The sequence below is a fragment of the Bacillus sp. NTK034 genome (assembly GCF_017303275.1).
Taxonomy (GTDB): Bacteria; Bacillota; Bacilli; order Bacillales; family Cytobacillaceae; genus Cytobacillus.
Genome location: NZ_JAFKOJ010000004.1, coordinates 405,246 through 423,522, shown reverse-complemented (window position 1 = coordinate 423,522; position 18,277 = coordinate 405,246). Strand labels below are relative to the sequence as shown.

The 18,277-nt window shown below is 42.0% G+C and carries 21 protein-coding genes; 7 read left to right on the top strand and 14 right to left on the bottom strand.

Annotated elements, in window-relative coordinates:
• Positions 1 to 774, bottom strand: a 774-nt coding sequence (locus tag JI665_RS15065; protein ID WP_206840405.1) for an aldehyde dehydrogenase family protein, incomplete at its 3' end; no start/stop codon positions are given.
• 218 nt (positions 775 to 992) lie between these two features.
• Between JI665_RS15065 and JI665_RS15060 the strand changes: the two genes are divergently transcribed.
• On the top strand, positions 993 to 2,417 hold the full coding sequence (locus JI665_RS15060; RefSeq protein ID WP_206840403.1) for a sigma-54 interaction domain-containing protein: 1,425 nt from the start codon (positions 993 to 995) through the stop codon (positions 2,415 to 2,417).
• Positions 2,418 to 2,560: 143 nt separating this feature from the next.
• Here the strand turns inward: JI665_RS15060 and JI665_RS15055 are convergent, their stop codons facing one another.
• The 3 genes from JI665_RS15055 to yugI form a co-directional block, all read right to left on the bottom strand.
• Positions 2,561 to 2,926, bottom strand: coding sequence for a group I truncated hemoglobin (locus JI665_RS15055; protein WP_206840401.1), 366 nt, complete (start codon positions 2,924 to 2,926; stop codon positions 2,561 to 2,563).
• Between the two features lie 131 nt (positions 2,927 to 3,057).
• Positions 3,058 to 4,482: a Na+/H+ antiporter NhaC gene (gene nhaC, locus JI665_RS15050; protein ID WP_206840399.1), complete on the bottom strand. Its 1,425-nt coding sequence runs from the start codon at positions 4,480 to 4,482 to the stop codon at positions 3,058 to 3,060.
• Positions 4,483 to 4,721: 239 nt separating this feature from the next.
• On the bottom strand, positions 4,722 to 5,120 hold the full coding sequence (gene yugI / locus JI665_RS15045; protein WP_009331635.1) for a S1 domain-containing post-transcriptional regulator GSP13: 399 nt from the start codon (positions 5,118 to 5,120) through the stop codon (positions 4,722 to 4,724).
• Between the two features lie 278 nt (positions 5,121 to 5,398).
• On the opposite strand from yugI, the gene JI665_RS15040 reads away from it, so the two are divergent.
• Positions 5,399 to 5,767, top strand: a complete 369-nt coding sequence (locus JI665_RS15040; RefSeq protein WP_206840397.1) for a helix-turn-helix domain-containing protein — start codon at positions 5,399 to 5,401, stop codon at positions 5,765 to 5,767.
• Between the two features lie 103 nt (positions 5,768 to 5,870).
• Here the strand turns inward: JI665_RS15040 and JI665_RS15035 are convergent, their stop codons facing one another.
• The gene (locus JI665_RS15035) at positions 5,871 to 7,046 is read right to left on the bottom strand and encodes an aminotransferase (protein ID WP_206840395.1); all 1,176 of its coding nucleotides are present in this window, start codon (positions 7,044 to 7,046) and stop codon (positions 5,871 to 5,873) included.
• Positions 7,046 to 7,549, bottom strand: coding sequence for an Lrp/AsnC family transcriptional regulator (locus JI665_RS15030; protein ID WP_206840393.1), 504 nt, complete (start codon positions 7,547 to 7,549; stop codon positions 7,046 to 7,048). The genes JI665_RS15035 and JI665_RS15030 overlap by 1 nt, the downstream gene beginning before the upstream one ends.
• Before the next feature lie 174 nt (positions 7,550 to 7,723).
• Here JI665_RS15030 and JI665_RS15025 point away from each other — a divergent pair, with 174 nt between their 5' ends.
• Positions 7,724 to 8,572 (top strand): alpha/beta fold hydrolase, encoded by an 849-nt coding sequence (locus JI665_RS15025; RefSeq protein WP_206840392.1) that lies wholly within the window; start codon positions 7,724 to 7,726, stop codon positions 8,570 to 8,572.
• Between the two features lie 62 nt (positions 8,573 to 8,634).
• Here the strand turns inward: JI665_RS15025 and JI665_RS15020 are convergent, their stop codons facing one another.
• Complete coding sequence (locus tag JI665_RS15020; protein ID WP_009331640.1) at positions 8,635 to 8,895, bottom strand: DUF1871 family protein; 261 nt, start codon at positions 8,893 to 8,895, stop codon at positions 8,635 to 8,637.
• Positions 8,896 to 9,007: 112 nt separating this feature from the next.
• Here JI665_RS15020 and JI665_RS15015 point away from each other — a divergent pair, with 112 nt between their 5' ends.
• Complete coding sequence (locus tag JI665_RS15015; protein ID WP_206840390.1) at positions 9,008 to 10,177, top strand: MalY/PatB family protein; 1,170 nt, start codon at positions 9,008 to 9,010, stop codon at positions 10,175 to 10,177.
• Between the two features lie 360 nt (positions 10,178 to 10,537).
• Here the strand turns inward: JI665_RS15015 and JI665_RS15010 are convergent, their stop codons facing one another.
• From JI665_RS15010 to JI665_RS14990, 5 genes are all read right to left on the bottom strand, one after another.
• The gene (locus JI665_RS15010) at positions 10,538 to 11,314 is read right to left on the bottom strand and encodes a nuclease-related domain-containing protein (protein ID WP_244671204.1); all 777 of its coding nucleotides are present in this window, start codon (positions 11,312 to 11,314) and stop codon (positions 10,538 to 10,540) included.
• 243 nt (positions 11,315 to 11,557) lie between these two features.
• Positions 11,558 to 11,932 (bottom strand): PH domain-containing protein, encoded by a 375-nt coding sequence (locus JI665_RS15005; RefSeq protein ID WP_206840387.1) that lies wholly within the window; start codon positions 11,930 to 11,932, stop codon positions 11,558 to 11,560.
• Positions 11,933 to 12,031: 99 nt separating this feature from the next.
• Positions 12,032 to 12,595, bottom strand: coding sequence for a superoxide dismutase family protein (locus JI665_RS15000; RefSeq protein WP_206840386.1), 564 nt, complete (start codon positions 12,593 to 12,595; stop codon positions 12,032 to 12,034).
• An 80-nt stretch (positions 12,596 to 12,675) separates the two neighbouring features.
• Positions 12,676 to 12,885 (bottom strand): hypothetical protein, encoded by a 210-nt coding sequence (locus JI665_RS14995; RefSeq protein ID WP_009331645.1) that lies wholly within the window; start codon positions 12,883 to 12,885, stop codon positions 12,676 to 12,678.
• Between the two features lie 82 nt (positions 12,886 to 12,967).
• The gene (locus tag JI665_RS14990; RefSeq protein ID WP_280516095.1) at positions 12,968 to 13,702 is read right to left on the bottom strand and encodes a peptidylprolyl isomerase; all 735 of its coding nucleotides are present in this window, start codon (positions 13,700 to 13,702) and stop codon (positions 12,968 to 12,970) included.
• A gap of 121 nt (positions 13,703 to 13,823) precedes the next feature.
• Between JI665_RS14990 and JI665_RS14985 the strand changes: the two genes are divergently transcribed.
• On the top strand, positions 13,824 to 14,204 hold the full coding sequence (locus JI665_RS14985; RefSeq protein WP_206840384.1) for a kinase-associated lipoprotein B: 381 nt from the start codon (positions 13,824 to 13,826) through the stop codon (positions 14,202 to 14,204).
• Positions 14,205 to 14,243: 39 nt separating this feature from the next.
• On the opposite strand, the gene kapD is transcribed toward JI665_RS14985, so the two are convergent.
• Entirely contained in the window at positions 14,244 to 14,864 is a 621-nt protein-coding gene (kapD, locus tag JI665_RS14980) for a 3'-5' exonuclease KapD (RefSeq protein WP_206840381.1), read from the bottom strand.
• A gap of 196 nt (positions 14,865 to 15,060) precedes the next feature.
• Here kapD and JI665_RS14975 point away from each other — a divergent pair, with 196 nt between their 5' ends.
• Positions 15,061 to 16,917 carry a transglycosylase domain-containing protein gene (locus JI665_RS14975; protein ID WP_206840380.1) on the top strand — a complete coding sequence of 619 codons (1,857 nt, stop codon included), beginning with the start codon at positions 15,061 to 15,063 and terminating at the stop codon, positions 16,915 to 16,917.
• Between the two features lie 49 nt (positions 16,918 to 16,966).
• Here the strand turns inward: JI665_RS14975 and JI665_RS14970 are convergent, their stop codons facing one another.
• Positions 16,967 to 17,524 (bottom strand): DUF5366 family protein, encoded by a 558-nt coding sequence (locus tag JI665_RS14970; protein WP_206840378.1) that lies wholly within the window; start codon positions 17,522 to 17,524, stop codon positions 16,967 to 16,969.
• Positions 17,525 to 17,683: 159 nt separating this feature from the next.
• Between JI665_RS14970 and JI665_RS14965 the strand changes: the two genes are divergently transcribed.
• Positions 17,684 to 18,226, top strand: coding sequence for a hypothetical protein (locus JI665_RS14965; protein ID WP_206840376.1), 543 nt, complete (start codon positions 17,684 to 17,686; stop codon positions 18,224 to 18,226).
• Positions 18,227 to 18,277: the final 51 nt, after the last annotated feature.

The following is an 18,277-nucleotide window of genomic DNA, read 5'->3' as shown; positions in this document are numbered from 1 at the left end:
GCCAGTGAAGGAGATGAAACGAGTGTCTTTATGGTCAACCAAATAGTCGCCCACTTCTGCACCGCTGCCCGGTACGAAGTTCAGAACGCCCTTCGGAAGGCCTGCTTCTTCCATCACTTCAACAAATTTCGCAGCCACAACAGGTGTTGTAGAAGCTGGTTTTAATAGAACTGTGTTTCCAGCCACGATCGCTGCAACAGTTGTACCGGCCATGATCGCAAGCGGGAAGTTCCAAGGAGAAATGATGATCCCCACTCCCAATGGAATATAGTCATAACGGTTATATTCGTTCGGACGGCTGTTGACTGGAACACCGTCTTTGATTGTTAAGATTTGACGTGCATAGTACTCAAGGAAGTCAATGGCTTCCGCAGTATCAGCATCTGCCTCGTTCCAAGGCTTCCCTGCTTCCTTTGTTAAAAGGGCAGAAAACTCATGCTTGCGGCGGCGGATGATCGCAGCAGCTTTGAATAAAACATCTGCGCGTGTTTCCGGCTTCACTTTTCTCCATGTTTTGAATGCTTCAACAGCAGCCTGCATCGCTTTTTCCGCAAGCTCGCGGTTTGCCTTTGAAACACGGCCAACTACTTCTTCTTTATTAGAAGGATTGATGGATAAGATTTTTTCATCAGTGGAGATTCTTTCCCCGCCTATTAATAAGTCATAGTCCTGTCCTAAATAGCTTTCGACTGTTTTTAATCCCAGTAAGTATGCTTCACGGTTTTCTTCTGTTTTAAAATTTGTGAAAGGTTCATGTTTGTACGGCTGTACCATGATGCCATCCCCCTTTAATAAATTCGTTTTTTATCCACCATTTTATTATGCAAGAACTGTGCCAAATATAAAAAGCTGATAAATAAGTATTTTCATAAGCTGAAGGCAAAATATTTTTGCCCTTTTTAAATCACTAATAGTTATTGGTGCAAATTTTCATTGCATATATTCGAATTAGTATATACTATTGAATAAACTGCCGAGTGAAGGAGATCACAATGAATCAAAGGGAAATTGAACAGCTCCAATTGAAAAGCAAGTTCTTTCAGCGGATATTAGATGAAATTGATGTTGGTGTCCATGTAGTGAATGAGGAAGGAAGAACAACATTCTACAATAAAAAAATGGCCCAAATAGAAGGCATGGATTATGAAGATGTATTGGATAAAAATCTGCTGGATGTATTTTCTTTCAACCAAGATGAAGACAGCACCTTGCTTCAGGCGCTCAAAAATGGCAGCAAAATTAAAAATGCCAAACAAACCTATTTTAACAATAAGGGACAGGAAATCACCACGATCAATAATACTTTCCCAATTATGGAAGATGGTGAACAGATTGGCGCCATGGAAATCGCACGTGATGTCACCAAGCTTGAAAAGCTGATCAGAGAAAATATGAATAAACGCGGAGACACCCGCTATACTTTCGATAGTATTATTGGCAGCAGCGACGAAATCCATGAAGTGATTGAAGCGAGCAAAAGAGCAACCCGGACAAGTTCTTCTGTCCTGATTATCGGGGAGACCGGCACAGGGAAAGAGCTCTTTGCCCAAAGCATCCATAATGGCAGCAGCCGCTCTTCAAAACCATTTATCTCCCAAAATTGCGCTGCTCTTCCGGACAGTCTGATAGAGGGTCTTTTATTTGGTACAAAAAAAGGAGCTTTTACAGGCTCCATTGAAAGGCCAGGATTGTTTGAACAGGCAAATGGCGGGACTTTGCTGCTGGATGAAATCAATTCACTTAATCCATCCCTGCAGGCAAAGCTTTTGAGAGTTTTGCAGGAAAAAACGATCAGAAGGATCGGTGATACTAAAGACCGGGCAGTAGATGTAAGAATTATAGCAACCATTAACGAAGACCCGATTGATGCTATCTCAGAAGACCGTATGAGAAAAGATTTATATTACAGGCTAAGTGTTGTTTCCCTCTTCATTCCCCCTCTGCGCGAGAGAAGAAAGGATATCCGGGACCTTGCACAATTTTTCATAGAAAAATACAATCAGCTATTTGGTATGAATGTAGCGGAAATCGATGAAGAAGTAATGAGCAAATTTGAGCAATACGATTGGCCGGGCAATGTACGGGAACTGGAGCATATTATCGAAGGGGCCATGAATCTGATTGATCAGGAAGAAGCGATCAGCTATGTGCATTTGCCTCTTCACTTCCGAAATAAGCCTCAATTCAAGGTGGAATCGAACGAAACCGGTCATTTGGAGGATTTGCTTATACAGAAAAACAAGCCTATTAAAACACTCGAACAATATATACAGGAAGCTGAAACCTACTATCTAAAGAAAGTCCTTAAACACCATGGCAATAATATAACCCAGTCCGCAAAATCCCTTGGCATGAGCCGGCAAAACCTGCAATACCGGCTAAGAAAATACGGAGTCAGGAAAGAAACAGCTGATTGATGCTGCTTGAGATTAAAATAATAGTTTCGCAGATAAAACTAGATTTTCGAGATTAAAATCTAATTTTAGCGGATAAAAAAATATTTTCCGCAGTTATATTCTAATTTCTGCAGATAAAAAACGAAAAGCTCCCCCCAGGGAGCTTATTTGTATAGAATATCGTCCCTAAGCGCTGCAACGCGGGTCAAAGCTTCGTCGATATCCCTCTCACTCACTCCAAAGCGGGCAAGCGCATCATGCAGATGCTTGGCAATCGCGTTAAAGTGTTCGGGCTGCAGGTTCATACCTTCATGTGCTTTCGCCATGGAATTGCCTGAATATTGATTAGGACCGCCTAATGCATAGCTGATAAACTTGGATTGATGACGTTTTTGCTTAACCATGTCCGTATGTTCAAAAAACTGATTGACAGTCGGATCCTTTAATACCAGTTCCTCATAAAAATAATCAACCACTTTTTCAATGGCTTCTCCGCCGCCTGCTTTTTCGTAAAGTGTCTGTTCTGCCATAACTATCTCTCCTTTCAACAAAATGTATTCTTTGACTAACTTAAAGTCCCTATTCAAAAATCTCAACAGAGCTCCCGTTTACTTTACCCTATCACTTCCTCAAAAAACAAAAGACTCCGAAGGTCGGAGCCTTATGACGCTATTTGATCTTTTTCTTCCATTTCTTTTCGTTCCTGATCACTCATGAAAGTAATTTTGTAGCCAAGCATGGCAAAGATAATAGCCAGGATCGGCACAGTGAAATTTAAAATCGCGTAAGGGGCATATTCAAAGGGATGAACGGCCAATGTTGACATAATAAATACCGCACAAGTATTCCATGGAACAAAAACAGAAGTGACCGTACCGCCATCTTCAAGTGCCCTCGAAAGGTTTTTGGATTGCAGATTTTTATCCTTAAATGCCTGTGTGTACATTCTTCCCGGGAGCAGAATGGAAATATACTGCTCTGCAGCCGCCACATTTGTAAAGAAGGCAGATAGCACGGTAGTTGCTACTAAGCTTCTTGCCGAACGGGCCAATTTCAGTATCTGTTCAACAATGGCTTTTAGCATGCCTGTCTGCTCCATAACTCCGCCGAAGGCCATCGCCACAATCGTAAGGGACACGGTGTACATCATATCGTCAATGCCGCCTCTATTGAAAAGCTCGTCCACCATTGTGTTTCCTGATTCAATCGAAAAGCCGCCCTGTAGAGTGTTGACGGCATCCCCCACAGCACTGCCCTGGACAAAAATATGGCATAGCCAGCCAAGGAAGACACCAACCGCAAGCGCTGGAAGTGCAGGCACCTTTTTTGCCACTAACCCTATAACAATTACAGGCACCAGTAAAAGCCAAGGGGAGATGACGAAATTCTCTGATAAAACATTCATGACACCAGTAATTTTATCACTATTCAAATCATCCCCGCCAAATTGCCTTCCCAAAAACCAATAAGCAATAATGGCAATGGCCAGCGCCGGAAGGGTTGTGTAAAACATATGTTTTATATGCTCAAAAAGATCTGTGCCTGTGATTCCCGCAGCCAAATTAGTCGTGTCGGACAGCGGTGACATTTTATCTCCGAAATAGGCGCCTGAGATGATAGCACCTGCCACCATCGGAGCCGGGATGCCCATGCTGATCCCAATTCCCATTCCGGCGACGCCAATCGTTCCCATTGTAGACCATGAGCTTCCGATTGCCAGAGTGACAATGGCACAGATAATACAAATGGAGACTAAAAACATGGATGGCGTCATCAGCTTTAATCCGTAAAAAACCATAGTCGCTACAATTCCCCCGCCAATCCATGAGCCAATTGTCAAACCGACCATTATAATAATCAAAATAGCCGGGAGCGCTAACTTAATGCCTTTATAGAAGCCTTCCTCAATATTGTTCCACTTATAGCCAAAGCGCCAGGCGATGAAAGCGGATACAATTGTTCCGGTAATTAAAGGCACATGAGGGCTTCCCTCAAACTTAACAATTGTAATAATCATGGCAGCAATCATCACCAGCAGCGGCAGCACTGAAAACCAGAAAGGGATTGTCTTTCCTGTTTCTTGCATGTATGTTCCTCCTTTAAAAGTTGCAATTGGTTTAACTATTGCAAGATTAATGCCAAGATATAAAATTCCAACATTTTTCAGACTATTTATCTTAAAAAATAGATATTTCTTCTGTTTTATGTAACTATGGGTGCAAAAGAATTTGTCGAGCGCTCGCTCATTTTGCACGAACAAGCAAATAATTTTTGCATCTGAATAAAAATAAAAAACCGGGCAGGAAACCCGGTTTATCCATTTTATTACTTCTTAATAAGATCCTCGCGCTGGGACTGGTCAATCCACTCTTGAAGCTTATCCTTAAGTGTGTTGAATCCCTGTGCAGATTCGTCTTCCATTTTGATTGGAGCTGCCTGGCGCTTGCGAGGCTTTCTAGCTTTCGCTTCTGCTTGTGGAGCTTCTTCTGTTGCACGGATTGATAAACCAATTTTACCTGCTTCTTCGTCAACAGATAGCACCTTCACCTTTACTTCATCGCCCACTTTAAGATGCTCATTGATATCTTTAACGAAACCATGAGTCACTTCGGAAATGTGGACTAATCCCTGTGTATTCTCATCTAATGCCACAAACGCACCATATGGCTGAATACCTGTTACCTTTCCTGTAATAACACTGCCTACTTCGATTTTCTCAGACATGAAAACACTCCTATTTAAATTCAAATTTTATCTCTTTATACGCAATAAAAAATTATATCATAACTTCACAAAAATATCAAAAATGATTTTAATGCCATTCACATCCATTTTATACCATAAATAATTCTGACAGCCATTCATTATAATAAATCAATCCGCAAACAATATGCAGACATCTTTTTTTGTTTGTTAACGAAATGTTCATGAAGTAAAGAATGGATCTTAGGTTTCTAGTGATAAAATAAAGCTTGAAGAAATTGACAGTGGGAGTGATGGATATGTCAAATATCGGCCATAACATTAAAGCTTACCGTGAACGGGCAAATATAACCCAGCAGCAGCTCGCTTTGAAAGTGAGAGTTGGAACGGGGACAATTGCAAAATATGAAAATGGAGACCAGGTTCCTGATACCCAGACTGTTTTAAAAATCTCAACCGCCCTCGATATTCCAGCTTCTGAGCTCCTTGAACAGGAACTTCAAAAGGGACAGTCAGGTATCGATTATGAAATCGAACAGCTTGTGCGTGAAATTGGCACCAAAAAAGCTAAGCTCATCTTGCGCAAAGCAAAGGAATTCAGCGAGGAGGATTTCCTCCGTGTCATGCAAATGCTATTTGAAATCAAATATAATCAAAAAGTTTTATAAAAGGGAGTATATAAAAAAGGAATACTGGTTAGCCTTGTAGTGTAAGGCTTTCTAGTATTCCCCCCTTTTTGAAGTTGACAATCTGTTGTGGATTGTCCTTTTTTTATGCCTTTTGGTTTCGCTTTAAGAAATGGCCAATTCTCTTAATTGCTTCTTGCAGAAGTTCCATGGAAGTGGCATAAGAGCAGCGTACATGGCCTTCCCCGCTTTCGCCAAAAATATTGCCTGGGACCACCGCCACCTTTTCCTCCAGCAGCAGCTTTTCTGCAAATTCTTCAGAAGAAAGTCCCGTACTATCAATAGATGGGAAAGCATAAAAAGCTCCGCCCGGCACATGACATGTTAAACCCAGCTCATTTAGGGACTGAACGAAATAATTCCGCCTGCGCTTATAGCTCTTTTTCATATCCTCGACATCTGATCTGCCAGTTTTCAAGGCTTCCAGAGCGGCAAACTGAGCCATCGTAGGCGCACACATCATCGCATACTGGTGAATTTTCAGCATTGCCTGGCAGATCGTCTCAGGAGCGCAGACAAATCCCAATCTCCAGCCTGTCATGGCAAACCCCTTTGAAAATCCCGAGATCAGGATGGTTCTTTTTTTCATTCCGCTGATTGTGGCAAAACTCGTATACTCTCCATCATAAGCAAGCTCCGCATAAATTTCATCAGAAAGAACCAGCAAATCGTACTTTTCAGCTACTTGGGCGATGGCCTCCAGTTCACTTCCACTTAACATTGTTCCGGTCGGATTATTGGGTGAACAAAGTATAATGGCTTTAGTCCGGTCAGTGATTACATTTTCCAGCTGCTCAGGCAGAATCTTAAACCCATTCTCTTTTAAAGTTTGGACCTGAACAGGCACACCGCCCGCAAGAGACACTAATGGCACATAGGATACAAAGCTTGGTTCTACAGCAATGACTTCATCACCCGGATCGAGGATTGCCCTAAGAGCTATGTCCAGCGCTTGACTCGCTCCCACCGTCACAATTATTTCACTCTGGGGAGAATAAGAAACTCTGAAGCTTTTCTGCATATAGCCTGCAATTTCCTCCCGAAGCTCCATTAACCCTGCATTAGCCGTATAGGAGGTATATCCCTGCTCAAGGGATAGGATGGCTGCTTCACGCACTGACCAGGGTGTAATGAAATCAGGTTCCCCCACACCAAGGGAAATGACTCCTTCCATTCCTGCAGCAAGATCAAAAAAGCGGCGAATCCCGGAGGGCTTCAGCTCTTCTACCGTTTTGGATAAATAAGACTTAGTTCCATTCATTACGGTGACACCACAATTCGTTTGTCGTCTTCACTTTGTTCAAAAATAGTGCCGTCATGCTTATATTTTTTTAGAATAAAATGTGTGGTTGTCGATAAGACAGAATCGAGAGTCGACAGCTTTTCTGATACAAATCGGGCAACCTCATTCATGGAACGCCCTTCGATGATGACAGAAAGATCATAGGCACCGGACATTAAATAGACAGACCTTACTTCTTTAAAACGGTAAATTCTCTGTGCAACTTCATCAAATCCCACCCCGCGCTTTGGAGCGACCTTCACATCAATCATAGCGGTAACTCCTTCATGACCGTCGACTTTCGACCAGTCAATAACGGAATTATAACGAACAAGCACTTTCATTTCCTCGAGTTTATCTAAAATAGTTTCAGTTTCCGCTTTACTTAATTCAGCCATTTTTGCAATGTCTTCCACAGGGATTCGCGCACTGTTGTTTTCTAAAATTTCCAAAACCTCTATTTGCTTTTCAGTTAATTTCACCTTTGTCGCTCCCATTCTTTAGTGATTTACTCTATAAAATAGTTACATTATAGCAAAAACTTCGGAAAATAAATGTGTCACTTTCATTATTTATTAATTTCTTTAAAATCATATGTGTCAAGATTAAGTTTAAGGGGAAAATAAAGTAAAACTGGGACCAGGAGGGGAAGGCCAATGATACAAGCGACTTTTTCAGGAACAGAGCCAATTAATGGAACAGATGTTTATTATGAATACTACCAGCATGAGTCCTCCATGAATACTCTGGTTCTGCTGCATGGTTTTCTGTCATCCACCTTTAGCTATCGGAGGCTGATTCCTCTGCTGCAAACGGAATTCAATGTGGTATCAATGGATTTGCCGCCCTTCGGCAAAAGCGGGAAATCCCAGCAGTTCATCTACTCATACAAAAACCTGGCGGACACGGTTATCCGCTTATCAGAAAAGCTGGGATTTGAAAAAGTTACTTTAGTAGGGCATTCCATGGGAGGCCAGATTGTTTTAAATGTCGCACACTCCAAGCCTGAACTCGTAGACCAGGCAATATTGCTGTGCAGTTCCGGATATATGAAGCGAATGAAGCCGCATGTCATTTTTTCAAGCTACATACCTTTCTTTCATCTGTATGTTAAATTATATCTTCAGCGCTCAGGGGTAAAGCAAAATTTAAAAAATGTTGTCTACGATCATTCCATGATAGATGATGAAATGCTTTACGGATATTTGTCGCCATTCTTAGAGGACGATATTTTCCGGGCATTAACAAGGATGATCCGCGACAGAGAAGGCGATATGCCTGCCTCTGCATTGAAGAAAATAGAAACACCTTGTCTTTTAATTTGGGGAGAACAGGACAGAGTCGTCCCGCTTCATATCGGCAAACGTTTGAATAAGGATTTGAAAAATTCCAAGCTGGTGGTTTTAAAAGATACCGGGCATCTAGTGCCGGAAGAACGGCCGGAAGATGTTCTGAAGCACATCAGGAGTTTTATGAATACCGTTCGGGTACAGGAGAGTGTATAGGGAGTATAGTATTGTCAATAAAAAATGGCAGCCCCAACGTCTGAGAGCTGCCGTTTTTTATCTTATATAGCACAGGAGCCATTATTCTTGATTTCCAGAAGACGCCCTGAGATTTCTTTGCATTTTTCCAAAGGAATGATTTCCTCAAACGAAAATTCATAAATGGATTGAATCTTCCTGGCCAATTTCATTAAATCATTTAAATCATGGACTGCCTGGACTGAATCCGCAATTTCAGTATCATAATTACCCGGCCCCACTCCAAATGGATCCCACTGATCCAGGGTGTAGACAAGCAAAAGATTCGTTTGCTGAATTTCCATGTATATCACCTTTTTATTATTCGGCCGATTGAGCCGCATATTTTAATTTTTAGCATCAATATCATATCATAGAGTCAGGGTACATAAAAGAATTCTTAAGGCGGTGACAGGATTGAATCGTTTTAATTTCCATCAAAAAATCAGCAGAGAAAATACAGCTTCTGTTAAGTGGGATCGGACCAGGGAGGTTTTTGGCAGATCCGATGTACTGCCTATGTGGGTAGCAGACATGGACTTTCAGCCTCCTGAAGAAGTAAAGCAGGCGATTGAAGACAGAATGGCTCATGGGGTCTACGGATATACGTATGCACCGGATTCTACTGCAGAATCTATCGGACAGTGGCTTAACAAGCGGCATGGCTGGAAAATCGAAAATGAGTGGATTCTATACAGCACGGGAGTGGTTCCCTCCATCGCAACTGCCATCCAGGCTTTTACTGAAAAAGAGGATAAAGTATTGCTGCAGTCTCCGGTATATACTCCATTCTTTGAGATGATTAAACAGAATGGGCGCACTGTCGTTAATTCTCAATTGAAACTCGAGAATGGCCGGTACGAGATTGATTTTGCCGATTTTGAAAACAAATTGAAAGAGGGCGTGAAGCTATTCCTTCTCTGCAATCCGCACAATCCGGGCGGCCGAATGTGGACAGAAGAGGAACTGAGGAAAATAGGGGAGCTATGTGTTAAATATGATTGCCTTATTCTTTCTGACGAGATCCATTCTGATTTAATCTATAAAGGGCATAAGCATTATTCCATTGCTTCACTGGATCCGCGATTTGCAGACCTCACAATCACCTGCATAGCTCCGACAAAAACCTGGAACCTTGCAGGGATTCAAGCTTCAGCTGCCATTATAAGCAATGAGAAGCGGCGGAAGGCTTTTCAGGCAGAACAGCACAAGCAAGGATTCTTCACGCTATCCGCCTTTGGAATTATCGGCATGGAAGCAGCTTACCGCCATGGTGAAGAATGGCTCGATGGTCTAATGGATTATTTGGCTGAGAATAAAAGAACTGCTGCGGAGTTTATTGGGGAACACCTCCCAGGTATTCGCCTGATGGAGCCGGATGGCACCTATCTTCTATGGCTTGATTGCCGCGGATTGGGATTAACTGATGCCGAACTGCGCCAAAGCCTTTTGGAAAAAGGGAAACTCGCCCTGGAACCAGGGCCGAAATACGGTCCCGGCGGTGAAGGCTTCGTCCGGATGAATATTGCCTGCCCGCATGAAGTATTGGCGGAAGGGCTGGAGAGGCTGAAAAGAGCTTTTGCGTAATAGTGTTTGCGGAGGCACGGCTGAGCCGTGCTTTTTTTGTGTGCTGGGATATCGCGGTTTTTATTAATTACCATACTCTCTTGTTTCTCTTTTTTTCGTCGCAAATACTGCTGATTAACTGCCATTTTTCTTTCCCTCTCCTATTTTCGGCGTTAATCCATCCGATTAACTACCATTTTTCTTTCCCCTCTTCTATTTTCGGCGTTAATCCATCCGATTAACTACCATTTTTCTCTCCCCTCTCCTATTTTCGGCATTAATCCATCCGATTAACTACCATTTTCTCTCCTCTCTCCTATTTTCGGCGTTAATCCTTCTTTTCCCAATTCCCTTGCTACTATTAATCTATCTGACCTCCATTCATTTTTTCTTCCATTTGGCATGCTTGGTAATAAGAAGCTTTCCCCCTCCCCTTTTTCTCATAATTTCTCCCCAGTATCCTCTGACCACTTTCCCAGAACCAATACCACCGCACCAATCCACTATTGCATTTGTAGTAATTTTCCTATCAGGAAACAAAACCCTAAATTCTTTCACACAGCGAAGTACCGCATTGTCCACTTTTTCTTTCAAACCACATTCCCCGCATTTTAAGTAACCTTGAGTGAAGGGGGCTAAAAACGAAGTACACGTACTGCATATAATCCCTTTCCTCAATTGGCCATATGTAAATTCTGGAATCCACACATAGGGATTCTCCTTCAAGCAGCGGGCATTTAACTGCTCTGCCAGCTTCGGGTTTCTCGATTTAACCGCATTAGGGATATTTTTTAATTTCTCCAGGAATCGTTTAAGCTGCGAAGGAAATACTGCAGGAATATTGATAGGAGCTTGATAAAGCTGAAAGCCGGGATTAATGAAGATCAGATGTGATTTGATGGGAAGATGGTAGCCGAATTCTTTAAGGAGGCCCCGTAAAAGGGTTTCGCTTCTTTGCAGCTGGAGGAGGGGGTTTTTTATTTCTGTTCTGGATAGCAGGGAATACCATCTTTCATTTTCTATGTAATAGTCCCCTTCGTAGTTTTTCACTTCAAAGATAAATATGGTGCCGCCGGTGATAAGAAGAGTATCGATTTGAAAATGGGTGCTGCCGTTTTCCAGCAATAGATCATTTATAATAATGCAAGAATCTGGCAAGTCCTGAAGCTCCCTGTCAAAATGCTGCTCGCCTGCATAGCCCTTCTCTAATTATAGATACTGATTTTCATTTTTCAAAGGCAGTTCCAGGCGGCGGGACAGAAAGCGGAGGATTTCCAGTTCCTTTGGTTCGAAACGGAGTTTGTTTATCATCACTCACATCCTCTAGTAAGATAATTTAATTTTATGAAAACTCCACCAAGACTACAAGCAAAATCCCCTTGGCTTTAATAGCAAGGGGATTTATAGTACATATTCAGCAAGCACGCTCTGCACTTCGTATATGTTCAAGTTTTTATTAAAATGCTTTTCTATTGGTTCGTCTGATCCTGAGATCCAAATTTTTAATTCGGCCTCCAGATCGAAGCTGCCTGCAGTTTCAATGCTGAAGTGGGTGATGTTTTTGTATGGGATGGAATGATACTCGATTTTTTTCCCTGTGATTCCTTGCTTATCCACCAGAATCAGGCGCTTGTTTGTAAAAATGAATAAATCGCGGACGAGCCTGTATGCTTTTTCAACCTGTTCACTCGGGGCAAGGACTGCTGCAAATTCCTCCTGAACCTCATTAATGTCCGCTTCAGATGCATTGCCGATAAAACCATCGAAAATTCCCATTTAACCAACCTCCATTATAAGGTTTAACTCCATTATACGGATCGTACGGAAAAATTCCCAGTGATAAAGGCTCTCCCTTCAAGGAAAGCCTTCAATTACTTATTCTTCTGTTGATTGATCGTCCTGCGCTTTTTTCTGCCCTTCTTCTTCTTTATCTTTTGAAATACGGCCGCAAGCAATGCGTTCTCCTGAATCTCCTGCCGGCTGAGTCATGCCATCATCTGGCCCTTCATGGATGACAATGGAGGTCCCTTCTTTTGTGAGCAAAGAATTTTTGTCTTCTTTTAATGTGACCTGGGGCGCCATAAAGTCAATCTTAACCTTGCCGTCATCCTCAACAATCAGGTTGGGAAGATCACCCGCATGTGAGCCTTTCGGGTGAAGAAGCCCATGGTCCTTATTGTCAGGATTGAAATGATTTCCTGCCGATTTAAAGTCAGGGGGTTCGCATTTTGCTTCTTCATGGATATGTATGGCGAGTTCCCCCGGCGGCAGTCCGCTCAGATCCCCACTCAATTTTACTCCGCTCGCCTGTTCCTGCACCTTAATTATTCCTAATGAATCACCTGCAGCATTAAACATTTCAACTTCCGTATTTGTAATATTCTCTTCTCCGCAGCCGGACAGAAGAAGAACAAAACCAAGCATTAGCGCTTTTCTCATGATTGAATCCTCCATCAAGACATTTTGTCTTTAGTGTTGCCCAATCATATAATCAATAAACAAAAAAAGAAGAACAGCGCTCAGCTGTTCCCCCCTTGTCTATTTTGCCTATCGATGCGCTCTTCAAGCTCTTTCGCTTTGGCTGCTTCGCGCTTTGATACACGGATAATTAATCTCATCGTAAGAATGGCCGCAACTAAAAAGATGGCAAACGTTACAGCTGCCGGGCCATATTCTGACTTATCTTCCGGAAAATATAGAAACAGCGACAGTACATACCATTGCAACAACCTAATCAATCCTTTCTGCTAAAAGCAGTGTCCACCCGAATTATTATATCAGCAATGAATACACAGTCCAATGTTTAAAACCTTATTTTAAAACCTCGATCTTTTCAATGACCACATCTTCCGCAGGCTTGTCCTGTTCGGCAGTTTCAACTGCTGCGATGCTGTCGACTACATCCATTCCCTCAACAACCTGTCCAAAAACGGTGTGCTTATTGTCAAGCCAAGGTGTACCGCCTTTTTCATAAGCTTTGATAATTTCTTCCGGATAACCGGCCTTTTCCATTTGCTCTTTCAAGCTTGGATCAAGCGTTGTGTTCTGAACAATAAAGAATTGGCTTCCGTTAGTATTGGGACCAGAGTTCGCCATGGATAAAGCTCCGCGGATATTATATAGCTCATTAGAGAATTCATCCTCAAATGCTTCACCGTAAATGCTTTCTCCGCCCATGCCGGTTCCCTCGGGGTCACCGCCCTGAATCATAAAGTCCTGAATGACCCGGTGAAAAATCAAGCCGTCATAATAGCCATCTTCACTATGCTTAATGAAATTTTCAACGGCTTTGGGAGCCTGATCCGGGAAAAGTTTAATTTTAATATTCCCTTTCGATGTCTGCATTTCCACTAGTCTTTCATTTCCCTCGGCTTCTCCTGTTAATTGCGGAAAGCTGTCCGGTGCTTCTTCACTTGCCTGGTTATTTGTCTGGCTTTCTTCAGCATCAGAGCCATTTGCCTTGTCCGCTTCTTTTTCAGTGCTTGTCCCGCAAGCTGACAGGATTAGCATCAGAAAAAGAATCGGAGTTAAAAAATGCCATTTCATTTTCTCATCCTCCTATGAAAAAACTAATCATTTTTTAGCTTACCTGATTTATTGAAAATTTGCACTTTGTTTTTTCAAGCTTCATAATAGGGCTAAAGAAAAACGAAAGGGAGAGGTTAGGTTGACAGAAGTAAAGATTGGCGACAAAGTAACAGCCATCTATAAAACAGGCAAATATATCGGGGAAGTTACAGATGTCCGGCCACAGCATTACCTGGTGAGAGTGCTGGCGGTCTTAAAGCACCCAATGCAGGGCGATTTGCATAATCCTAAGGAGGCGGACGTAATGCTTTTCCATGAGCGCCGCGCGCTTGCATACAGAGAGCAAACGAATGTGCCTAAGCAAATGGTAAAGCCATTTGAAGAAGAAATGCCGGATTATAAGGATTCGCTGCAAATAGCTTTGGATAAATTGAGAACGGAGCTGGAAGGAGATTCTTCTCCCTGGGCAGAACAAAGCATAAGGAATCTTGACTCATTGGAAAAGGATTATTTTAAGTAAAATGAAAACAAGCCAAATCGTTTTGATGGATTTGGCTTGTCAGGCAAATTTATTAAACAGCTTCGAGAAGTCCACCCGATCTCCAATTGTAGTAGGTTCCGGCTTCTGCAGATATTTCTTATCTTTTTCTACCAATCTGAAAATATTGTAAGTTGTTAAGGCATCATCTAAAGCCCGGTGATGTTTTCCTGTTCCTTCCTTGCCGTATTCCTGAACGGCTTTCCATAATCCTGTCTGGTTTTGGTCCCCAAAAAACCGTTTATATTCCATCGAAAGATCCACTTCCCTGCCTCTGAACGGATAATCAACTCCAGCCTGGCTGCAATTATTCCTAAGCACCTTCATATCCATATTTCCCCACGTAACGATCGTGCATGGACGGTTCCTGTTCATATCTATCATTTTTTTCACCAGTTCAAGAAAATCGATGCCCTGGTCTACCTGTTCCTGTGTTATATGCAGAAAGGATTTGCAGCGCTCGGACAATTTCGGAAACCGGACAGGAGTTACATATGAAGAGAACTCTTCACAAACTTGATTGCTGATGACTGATACAATTCCCGCTTCGATAATTTCCGGAAAAAACCCTCTGAATGCACTGCCTTTCTCGGGCATGGTAAATTCAAAATCAATAAATAGGTATTGGTGTTCCTCCCCCATGTCTTCACCTGCTTTCCATTGAAAATTTACGCACATAATTTCTTATATTATAGCATGAAATATCTCAATTTTCTGAGTAAATTGCATTTAAGCCGGAATTTTTCAGCAGTGTCTGCCTTCTTTTAAAAAAGCTTAACTCCTCAGAAAAAAAGCCGAAAAATAGGATAGAAGTTTAACATAACGGAGGCGGATTCCTTTGCGTACCTGGTCTGGATTTATGATTATCATTCTTTTGCTTCCTATTTTTTCTTTACTTGTATTTGCTGTCTCTGCTGAATCGCAAAAAGTCCAGGGATTTCATGAGCTGCTGGATGAAAGGCTTGAATTAAAAGAAGTCAGCCTGCCCCAGACAAGTTATATTAAAGCAGGCAGTGGCAAGGTAATCTCTGAAATATATCATCCGGTAAACAGAATCAGCCTATCGTCAGGTGACATTTCCCCTTTTCTTAAGGATGTATTTATCACAGCTGAAGACCAGCATTTTTTTTATCATGCCGGATTCGATGCTGCTGCCATTGGACGTGCCCTGGCCGTCAACATCCAATCGGATGATATTGAACAGGGGGCCAGCACCATTACCCAGCAGCTGGCGCGCAATATTTTTCTGAATCATGAACAAACCTATAACCGCAAACTCAGTGAACTCCTATATGCATATGAACTGGAGCGGAAATTATCCAAAGAAAAAATTCTGGAATTGTATATTAATGCAATTTATTTCCATAATGGAGCTTACGGAATTGAGGCTGCATCCCAGCTCTATTTTAATAAAAGCGCCAAAGACCTGACCAAAGCTCAAGAAGCTTTTTTGGCTGCCATCCCAAACAATCCATCCTCATATGATCCAATGAAACACTTTGGCCATACAAAAGAAAGACAGGAGCGGCTGATTGATCAATTAACTGAAGAACAGCTGATTTCCTCTAAGGAAGCTGAGACGATAAAAAGTGAACGGATTCAGCTTCAGGTCAAACAAAGAATAGATTTATATCCGGATTATATTTCATATGTGGAAGCGGAGCTGCGGGAATTGATATCAGTTCAAGAAGGCTATCAGGATAAGCTTCTTAAAGCAGGTGAACAGGAAACAGCATCATTGAGCGCCCAGCTTGAAAAGAGAATATCCCAAATAATGCAACAAGGCATAATCATTGAAACTGCCCTGAATCCTGCCCTTCAGGAAAAGGCTGCAAATTCCCTTAATAAGCGTCTCCCCTACAAGGATGTGGAAGGTGCAGCAGCCGTAATCGATAATGGAACATATGAGATTACAGCGCTTGCAGGCGGAAAGAATTATAAGAAACACGACTTTAATAGAGCTTTTCAGGCATACAGGCAGCCCGGTTCCGCTATTAAGCCGCTGCTTGTTTATGCACCATACATTGAGCACACCAGCGCAGCTATTCATGATCGAGTGAATGCTGGACCTTTCTGCAAAAATGGGTATTGCCCCCAGAATTATGGCGGTGCCAAATATGGAGTGACAACACTCGAAAAAGCCTTTATCTATTCGTATAATACACCTGCAGTAAGACTGCTGGACGAAATAGGAATTGAAAATGGTTTTCGTGATTTAGATAAATTTGGTTTTAAACAGGTTTCAGAGAAAGATCATGCCCTGTCTGCAGCTATAGGCGGTTTCACATACGGAATGACACCGCTTGAGCTCACATCAGCATATACTGTGTTTGCAAATGATGGTTTTTACCGGCCGGCAAGATCCATCCGTAAAGTCACTGATCTGAAAGGAAATTTGCTTTATAGCTGGGCGGACTTACAAACGCAGATTTGGAGCGAAAAAACGATAGAAAAAGTGAGGGATTTAATGGCCAGGACCGTTCAATCCGGCACAGCCCGGAAAGCACGCCTGCCAGATGGCTATGCCGGCGGCAAAACAGGAACCACTAATGGCTATTATGATTTCTGGTTCGTAGGCTTAACTGGCAAGTACACAGCAGGTGTCTGGGTCGGAAAAGATCGGCCCGGCAGTCTGGCTGCTATCGAATCGGATTCTCCCCAGCTGCTGATTTGGAAGGATATAATGTCTGATTAAAATGATTGGTTTACCCTAAAAGGAGGCCCTTTACAGCGGCCTCCTTTTACTATATCGGCAAACTGGCCAGGATGCTGTTGTATATTTTCAAAGAAAGATAGAGTATACCTGTTAAAAGAGAAGACCAGACCATAACCTGAAAAAAAATCACACCAGCGATGCCGGCTGCAGTCAATGAAGAACTGGCTTTATAAACAAAATAACTGAAATAAATAAAGGTAGCGGCCGCAAAGAGGATGCCAATTCCGGCATAACTGAACAAACTCAGAAGTGACAAGGCACCTCCAATAAAATAGATGGCTGAACCTTTCCTTGCCTTTGTCAGACTTTCCCCTTCCAGATCTTTTGAAAAAAATAGAAGTGAAAGTCCGTTTATCGTATCTGCAACCAATTTCAGGGCGGCAAACACCATAAAAAAAATGGCCAGGAGGAGAACCGTCAGTGACAAATTTACGCCACCTTCTGAAAAGAACTCCAGCATCCCCTGGTAAATTCCTGATTTTTTCAGAAAATAAACTAGTTCCATCTGGGTTTTTAATGCCAAAGATGTACTAAACAAAATTATCGCCAAGAGCGGAAAATAACTCGTCAGATATGTATTTTTCATTTTTCCCCATCCATATGCGGCTTTCTTTACTCTAGCTATCTATTATCTGTTATTTTCATAATTTTTACAACTGCATATCCCATCTGTATATTTCAGTGTTTCCCGGCATAGACATAAACCATATTCTAGTAAATCTTAATAGAGAGAAGGGGGCAGGAAATGAAAAAAGGAATATGCTGTTTTTTGTTTGCCGTCTTGCTGTCAGTTCAGTACATTATGCCTGCGAAAGCTACTGCTGCTGAAAAAGAGTTCGAGGACATAATTGAAGAACATCTTCGCAGCACAGTCCATTATTACAGCGAAGATTCCTTTTCGGTCATTGATGCATACGGCATGCAGGGGCAAGTAACAAAGGTTGCTGCATCTGATGACCCGAAAACATCAGAAAACGAGGAGGAAATTGAAGAGTATTCATCTCACATCGGAATTGTTTTTTTGGAATTAGAACAAAAAAGAGATGACTTATTTATTTTTAAGAAGAAAGATTTCTTTTACTATGATTTTGATAAAAATGAATTCCTTACAGCATCCAATGTGCTTGGCAATGAATCAATAAGGGATTTTTTTGAATTGTATGCGGATAATATTGAGAAAAATATTACGCCCTTCTCCAAACTTATGTTATTATTCTTAATTTCCTTCATCGTTACGGTCCCGCTTTTCATCATGATTTTTCATAACCGCGGCCGAAGCAAATTTTAATACAGCAGTAAGAGAGGATGAGCCATATCTCATCCTCTTCTTGTTGTCTGG

Coding starts and splice junctions, on each gene's coding strand:
- JI665_RS15060 (WP_206840403.1), top strand. CDS start 993: ATGAATCAAAGGGAAATTGAACAGCTCCAATTGAAAAGCAAGTTCTTT.
- JI665_RS15055 (WP_206840401.1), bottom strand. CDS start 2,926: ATGGCAGAACAGACACTTTACGAAAAAGCAGGCGGCGGAGAAGCCATT.
- nhaC (WP_206840399.1), bottom strand. CDS start 4,482: ATGCAAGAAACAGGAAAGACAATCCCTTTCTGGTTTTCAGTGCTGCCG.
- yugI (WP_009331635.1), bottom strand. CDS start 5,120: ATGTCTGAGAAAATCGAAGTAGGCAGTGTTATTACAGGAAAGGTAACA.
- JI665_RS15040 (WP_206840397.1), top strand. CDS start 5,399: ATGTCAAATATCGGCCATAACATTAAAGCTTACCGTGAACGGGCAAAT.
- JI665_RS15035 (WP_206840395.1), bottom strand. CDS start 7,046: ATGAATGGAACTAAGTCTTATTTATCCAAAACGGTAGAAGAGCTGAAG.
- JI665_RS15025 (WP_206840392.1), top strand. CDS start 7,724: ATGATACAAGCGACTTTTTCAGGAACAGAGCCAATTAATGGAACAGAT.
- JI665_RS15020 (WP_009331640.1), bottom strand. CDS start 8,895: ATGGAAATTCAGCAAACGAATCTTTTGCTTGTCTACACCCTGGATCAG.
- JI665_RS15005 (WP_206840387.1), bottom strand. CDS start 11,932: ATGGGAATTTTCGATGGTTTTATCGGCAATGCATCTGAAGCGGACATT.
- JI665_RS15000 (WP_206840386.1), bottom strand. CDS start 12,595: ATGAGAAAAGCGCTAATGCTTGGTTTTGTTCTTCTTCTGTCCGGCTGC.
- JI665_RS14990 (WP_280516095.1), bottom strand. CDS start 13,702: ATGAAATGGCATTTTTTAACTCCGATTCTTTTTCTGATGCTAATCCTG.
- kapD (WP_206840381.1), bottom strand. CDS start 14,864: ATGGGGGAGGAACACCAATACCTATTTATTGATTTTGAATTTACCATG.
- JI665_RS14970 (WP_206840378.1), bottom strand. CDS start 17,524: ATGAAAAATACATATCTGACGAGTTATTTTCCGCTCTTGGCGATAATT.
- JI665_RS14965 (WP_206840376.1), top strand. CDS start 17,684: ATGAAAAAAGGAATATGCTGTTTTTTGTTTGCCGTCTTGCTGTCAGTT.